Genomic DNA, 6,775 nt, shown 5'->3' on the forward strand with positions numbered 1-6,775 from the left:
TTAAATCGTGAATTAACAAAACACAGAGTGCATGTAATGAAAGCTTTACATCAGAACAATCGCCGTTTATACAACAAAATGAAACGTTATTGGAAGTTGTTTTTAAGTAACACAGATACCCTAAGTAGTTATCCTTATCACCGTTTTCCACTGTTTGATTGGATGACGCATACACAAGGGATAGTCGATTATTTATTGGAACAAGTCCCCGAACTACGAGCTACATACGATGTCGTTCATCAATTAAGAGATGCTTTACATAATAGAGATTTTGACCGATTTGAAGAAATACTCATATGGGCTAAACAGGAAGCTATTTCTCCTGGTTTACGTAGAGTATTAAGAACGTTCAAAGGGTATTTACCCTATATTAAAAACACCTTTATCTACCATCATTTGACTAACGGTGCACTTGAAGGTATCAATCATAAAATTAAAGTACTTAAGAGAAATGCCTATGGTTATCGTAACTTTTCACATTTTAGAAATCGTATTTTATTCATGTGTAAGTTATATGTACCATATACCGTGCCATCTACTTCACTAGTTGCTTAATAGTTTAAGTCAAAAGTGACGTACGAATAACTCCTTCCCCGCACAACGTAGGGGAAGAGACATGTATCGTGTACATGTCGGTGAGCCGTACATCACTTTGTGACTTAAAATAAAAAGATAGTGACGTAACATTCATTACATCACTACCTTTTATGAGTCATCAACCCTATTTGACATAGAGCCGTAAAAACTAATTTTCCACTACCTTTGTTCTATTTTATAATTTTTGTTCTAATTCTGCTTTTAAATCTTCAAAACCAGGTTTCCCTAATAATGCAAACATATTTTTCTTATATGCTTCAACTCCTGGTTGGTCAAATGGATTAACACCATTTAAATAACCTGAAATAGCCACCGCAATTTCAAAGAAATACATCAAATATCCTAATGTATAAGCACTTGTATCTGGAATTGTAACCAATAGGTTTGGAACACCTCCGTCAGTATGAGCCAATAATGTACCCTCATAAGCTTTTGTATTCACAAAGTCTACTTCTTTTCCTTGCAAATAACCTAATCCATCTAAATCTTCTTCGGTCACTGGGATTGTAACAGATCGTCTTGGTTTATCTACTTTAATAACTGTTTCAAACAAGTTACGTTGTCCCTCTTGAATGTATTGTCCCAATGAATGTAAATCTGTTGAGAAGTTTGCACTAGATGGGTAAATGCCTTTTTGGTCTTTTCCTTCTGACTCACCAAATAATTGTTTCCACCATTCAGAGAAATATTGCAAACTTGGTTCATAGTTAATTAACAACTCTGTCACTTTACCTTTACGGTATAAAATATTACGAATTGCTGCATATTGATACGCTTCATTTGTTTCTAAAGCATCCTCTTGATAATCTAACATTGCTTGCTTAGCACCAGACATCAGTCCGTCAATATCAGCACCTGTCACAGCTATTGGTAATAATCCCACAGGCGTTAGAACTGTGAAACGTCCACCTACACTATCCGGAATAACAAATGTTTCATAACCTTCTGCATCAGCTTCATGTTTCAATGCACCACGTGCGGCATCCGTTGTAGCATAAATGCGTTTTTTTGCTTCTTCTTGTCCATATTTTTTTATCAATAACTCTTTAAATACACGGAAAGCAATCGCTGGTTCGGTTGTTGTACCAGATTTAGAAATCACATTCACAGAAAAATCTCTATCACCAATAATATCAATTAAGTCATATAAATAGGTTGAACTAATACTATTTCCTGCAAAGAATACTTGTGGTGTTTTACGGTTCGGGTCTAAATTATAAAAACTGTGATTTAAGAAATCAATGGCTGCTTTAGCACCTAGATATGAACCTCCAATACCAATCACAACTAAAACATCTGAATCAGATTGAATTTTTTTAGCAGCTTCTTTAATACGTGCAAATTCTTCTTTATCGTATGTTTCTGGTAAATCCACCCAACCTGTAAAATCAAACCCTGCGCCTGTTTTTTCACGTAAATCTTTATTTGCTGTTGATACAGCTGATTGTAAATAACGTAATTCATGCTCTCCAAAGAAAGAGAGTGCTTTTTTATAATCAAATGTTATATGTTTTCCCATGTTTCTACCTCCATTATTCTTGATGTGTCTGTTGATTGATTAACTCCTGAGCTTCATCAATCCATTCAGGTAATTTTTGACGCAGTGTTTCAAATCCTAATTGATTAGTATAAACATCACGCCGTCTTTTTTTTCGTACCACTTGCTTAGGAACCGGAATTTTTTCTAACGCACGTAACGACAAACTAATTTTCTTTGTATATTCATCAACATCAATGACCATGGCACGTACCGTTTGCCCCAAAGTCAAAAAACCTTGTACATTTTGTATATATCCATGTGTACATTCTGAAATATGAATTAAACCTTGTTCGTCCTGGCCAAGACTAACAAAAATTCCATAAGGTTGAACCCCTGTCACTGTCCCTTCTATAATGTCACCAATTTTATACATAGGCAACACCTTATAATTCTTCAATAGATAAAATGGCAATATCTTCTAACGGTCTATCTTGAGCGCCTGTTTTTGCTTGTTCAATAGCATACACAACATCCATGCCACTTTTCACTTGCCCAAAAACAGTATGTCTTTGATCTAACCAAGGTGCCCCACCATTTTTAGCGTATTCTTCAATCGCTTCTTTTGGCCAACCTCCTTTTTCTAATTGTGATAACATATGTGCCGGCACATGTTTAGCTGTAACAATAAAAAATTGACTCCCATTAGTATTTGGTCCAGCATTTGCCATAGATAATGCTCCATTAAAATTAAATGCGTCTAAAGAAAACTCATCCTCAAATTTTTCTCCATAAATCGATTCACCACCCATACCTGTTCCAGTAGGATCTCCTCCTTGAATCATAAAGTCTGAAATAACTCGATGGAAAATAACACCATTATAATAACCTTGTTTTGCTAAACCTACAAAGTTCGCTACTGTTTTTGGCGCAACATCTGGAAATAAGCGTAAAACAATATCTCCTTTGGTTGTTTTCATCAACACTTGTATTTCATTTTGTGTTTGTGTTTCTAATTGTGGATAATTTGTCATCTATCTCGCTCCTTATCATTCTCATATCTCATATATCATACCTAATTTTAAAAGATTTTTCATCTTTTTTTATTTCTTATGACAAAAAAACTCTCTATAAAGTCATACGGCTTTATAGAGAGTTCTATTATTTTCTTTTAAATAAGGATTTTAAAGAAAGAAACGGTACATTTTTGACGATTTTATCATTACCTAAATATTCACGCATAATTTTTAATGCTTTGCCTGCATCTTTGACAACAAAGTTAAAACTACCATTTTTCTTAGTGTCAACAAAAAAGCCACGAATATAACGATTATTGAAATACAGTTGAGCTCTTACCTTATCAATTTCTTGCCATGGAATTTGCACAAAATCATTCGGATTTTTTTCATAATAAAACTCAATCGCTTTATCACCAATTAAAATGGAACCATTTTTAGCTGTAATGCCACTGTGAAAAGAATTTGCTTTTGTTGTAAAATCTACTTTTGTATTTTGTGATACGACCATTTCATATTATCCTTTCATGTCTTAGAAAATACCTACTAAATGTCCTAAGATACCCACAATAAATAATCCGAAGATGATAAGAATTGGGTTTACTTTTTTCTTCAATAACCACATACACAAGAACGTTAATAATAACGCTGCAAAACCTGGAATTAACTGATTCAAGTTATCTTGTAATGTTGTGACTTTTTCTGGAGAAATTGCTTTTCCACTTGCCACTTCTCCTAAAATTTGTTGTAATTGTTCACTAGTAATGTTACCTTTCGGGAACTCCACATACGCTCCTTCAGATAATTTTACTGTTGATACTACCATTGGGAAGTTAATAGACGTCCAACGTTGTACTAAAATCCCCATAACAAACATCCCTAAAATAGATGCTCCTTTTGTAATAGTTTGTAATAAACCACCAGATAAATCTTTTGTGATTTCTGAACCTTGTTTATACCCAAACTCTTGTGTATACCATAAGAACGATACACGAATAACATTCCATACGATAAAGAAGAATAATGGGGCAATAATAGAGCCACCAGTTGCCAATGATGCTGCAATCGCACCTAAAATTGGACGTACTGTAAACCAGAATACTGGATCACCAATACCTGCTAAAGGTCCCATCATACCGACTTTAACCCCTTGAATAGCAGAATCATCAATACTTGCACCATTTGCACGCTCTTCTTCTAAAGCTAATGTTACCCCTAAAATTGGTGCTGCAATATATGGATGTGTATTGAAAAACTCTAAGTGACGTTTTAACGCTGCTGAACGTTCTTCTTCTGTGGTATATAATTTTTTCAAAGCAGGAATTAAAGCGTATGCCCAACCACCATTTTGCATACGTTCATAGTTCCAAGAACCTTGTAAAAGTTGTGAACGAAGCATAACATGACGACGGTCTTTTTTTGTTAATGTTACTTTATTTTCTGTCATACTCTATACCTCCTCTTAATAATCATTCAAAATATCGCCTAAAGGATCACCAGAAACTTGTGAACCACCTGCACCGCTATTCCCACCATTTTTAGATAAATTCAAGTAGATAATAGCTAGTGCTAGACCGATAATACCTGTTGCAATCAAAGTCAATTCGTTTAATGGTGCTAATGCAAATCCTAGGAAGAAGAATGGCCATACTTCTTTTGTTGCCATTAAGTTAATAACCATTGCATACCCTACAGCTACAACAAATCCTCCACCGATTGCCATACCTTCAGTAAACCATGCTGGTAGTGAACCTAATACATCTTTTACTGTTTCAGAAGGTACAAATAGTAATAATCCTGACGGTATCATTACACGTAATCCTTGACCTGCTAAGGCAATTAAATGCCACATTGTTACGCCTCTAAAATTACCTTTTTCTGCAGCTTTATCTGCTTGGTGAACAAGTACAACAGAAACAGTTCTCATCACCATTGTTAACACTAGACCAACTGTTGCTAATGTAATCGCTGAAGCAATCGCTACTTGGCGTCCTGCTACATCAAAATTACCTGCTTTTACATAAATAATCGCTGAAGCAACAGAAGCAAACGCTGCGTCTGGTGCAATAGCAGCACCAATATTAGACCAACCCATTGCAATAAATTGTAATGCCCCACCTAAAATAATACACTCACTTAAATGTCCTGTTGCTAATCCAACTAATGAACACGCAATAATCGGTTGATGAAATTGAAATTGGTCTAAAACACCTTCCATACCCGCCAAAAATGCTACAACGAGAACTAAAATTGTTGAAATTACATTAAATTCCATAATTTCCTCCTATTATAATGATAAGCCTTCAGATGCTTTAGCAGAAATCAATTTAAATAAATCTGCTTGTTTATCTGCTGGAACTTTTCTAACATCAAATTTAACACCTAAATCAGCTAATTTTTTATACGTGTTAACATCTTCTTGATCAACTGATAACGAACTGCTAATAAGCACTTTTCCAACAGAGTGCGCCATTGACCCAATGTTTAATTCTTTAATATCGACACCTTGTTCAACAACTGCTAGCACATCTTGTGGATTTTCAAATAATAATAATGCCTTTGTGTCACCAAAACGTGTATCTTTTGTGACTTCTACTAATTTTTTCAACGGAATAACATGTGCTTTTACACCCGGAGGGGCAGCTTGTTCAATCAGTTTTTTGCGTAACTCATCTTGAGATACTTTATCAGATACAACAATAATACGATCAGGGTTCGTTGTTTTTGTCCATGTTGTTGCAACTTGTCCGTGTAATAAACGCGTATCGACACGAGCAAGAACAAATTTAATATGTCCATCACCTAGTACCGTCCCTTCAGGAATAGCTCCTAGACGTTCTTCTTTTTGTGCTACTGGTTGTTGTTCAACAACTGGTTGTAGCTCTTCAGGTTTTACTTTTACAGCTTCTTGAGCTGTTGGAAGAATCGCTTTAGCAATATCATGAGCTTTTGTCATTGTAAAACGACTTGCATAGCTTTCCATTAACATTGGTAAATTTAAGCCTGCAACAATTGCTCTTGTTTCTGGGGATTCTTCAAACAAAATATTTGCTTGATTAAATGGGCTACCACCCCATAAATCCACTAAAAACAACACTTCTTCAGTGTCAAATTTAGCCATTGCTTCACGAAGTTTTCGTTGCAAATCTTCAGGTCCCTCACTCGGCATAAATGCAACTGCTTCAACTTGTTCTTGTTCACCAAAAATCATTGATGCAGATTGTTTTATTCCTAATGCAAATTCTCCATGACTTGCAATAATAATACCTACCATCAAAATACCTCCTTTGATTTTTCTTCTGAAATTATAAATAATTTCTATTTCAGAATATCAAAAAGAATACGAATGTAAATAGTTTTTTTTATTCAATGCTCTAGAATGATAAAATGATGAGAGAAAAGTAACAGAGTACCGTAAAATCACTGTTAAATAAATGAATTCAGAAAATGGCACGTCCTATTTTCTGAAAAGTTGATATATTAAAACCGCATAAAATCAACGTTTTGTGTATTTTTTCTCAAATTTTATTGGCTCTATAATAAATCGTGTTGGTGGGAATAATCCACCAACACGATTTTGTATATAAAAGTGGACAAAAAAAGAGAAATACCTGTATGATTAAATCACCACAATTAAACAAGGAGGGGTATTTCTCATGGATTATTATACAAAAAAATTATTGAC

At 34.6% G+C, this 6,775-nt stretch carries 8 protein-coding genes; 1 reads left to right on the forward strand and 7 read right to left on the reverse strand.

Annotated features, from left to right (window positions below; translation table 11 throughout):
* The coding region (locus GMA06_RS08010) for a transposase (protein WP_163562264.1) at positions 1-555 on the forward strand (555 nt) is incomplete at its 5' end.
* Positions 556-772: 217 nt separating this feature from the next.
* Here GMA06_RS08010 and GMA06_RS08015 read toward each other — a convergent pair.
* The 7 genes from GMA06_RS08015 to GMA06_RS08045 all read right to left on the reverse strand — a co-directional run bounded on the left by GMA06_RS08015 (position 773) and on the right by GMA06_RS08045 (position 6,364).
* On the reverse strand, positions 773-2,116 hold the full coding sequence (locus GMA06_RS08015; protein ID WP_163562265.1) for a glucose-6-phosphate isomerase: 1,344 nt from the start codon (positions 2,114-2,116) through the stop codon (positions 773-775).
* A gap of 13 nt (positions 2,117-2,129) precedes the next feature.
* Positions 2,130-2,510 carry a CvfD/Ygs/GSP13 family RNA-binding post-transcriptional regulator gene (locus GMA06_RS08020; protein ID WP_163546634.1) on the reverse strand — a complete coding sequence of 127 codons (381 nt, stop codon included), beginning with the start codon at positions 2,508-2,510 and terminating at the stop codon, positions 2,130-2,132.
* Between the two features lie 10 nt (positions 2,511-2,520).
* Positions 2,521-3,108 (reverse strand): peptidylprolyl isomerase, encoded by a 588-nt coding sequence (locus tag GMA06_RS08025; protein WP_163562266.1) that lies wholly within the window; start codon positions 3,106-3,108, stop codon positions 2,521-2,523.
* A 127-nt stretch (positions 3,109-3,235) separates the two neighbouring features.
* Positions 3,236-3,601 carry a DUF956 family protein gene (locus GMA06_RS08030; RefSeq protein WP_163562267.1) on the reverse strand — a complete coding sequence of 122 codons (366 nt, stop codon included), beginning with the start codon at positions 3,599-3,601 and terminating at the stop codon, positions 3,236-3,238.
* Positions 3,602-3,622: 21 nt separating this feature from the next.
* On the reverse strand, positions 3,623-4,537 hold the full coding sequence (locus GMA06_RS08035) for a PTS system mannose/fructose/sorbose family transporter subunit IID (protein WP_163546637.1): 915 nt from the start codon (positions 4,535-4,537) through the stop codon (positions 3,623-3,625).
* Between the two features lie 15 nt (positions 4,538-4,552).
* Entirely contained in the window at positions 4,553-5,365 is an 813-nt protein-coding gene (locus tag GMA06_RS08040) for a PTS mannose/fructose/sorbose transporter subunit IIC (protein WP_163546638.1), read from the reverse strand.
* Positions 5,366-5,377: 12 nt separating this feature from the next.
* Positions 5,378-6,364 carry a mannose/fructose/sorbose PTS transporter subunit IIB gene (locus GMA06_RS08045; RefSeq protein WP_163546639.1) on the reverse strand — a complete coding sequence of 329 codons (987 nt, stop codon included), beginning with the start codon at positions 6,362-6,364 and terminating at the stop codon, positions 5,378-5,380.
* Positions 6,365-6,775: the final 411 nt, after the last annotated feature.

The organism is Granulicatella sp. zg-84, from assembly GCF_010892375.1.
Taxonomy (GTDB): Bacteria; Bacillota; Bacilli; order Lactobacillales; family Aerococcaceae; genus WM01.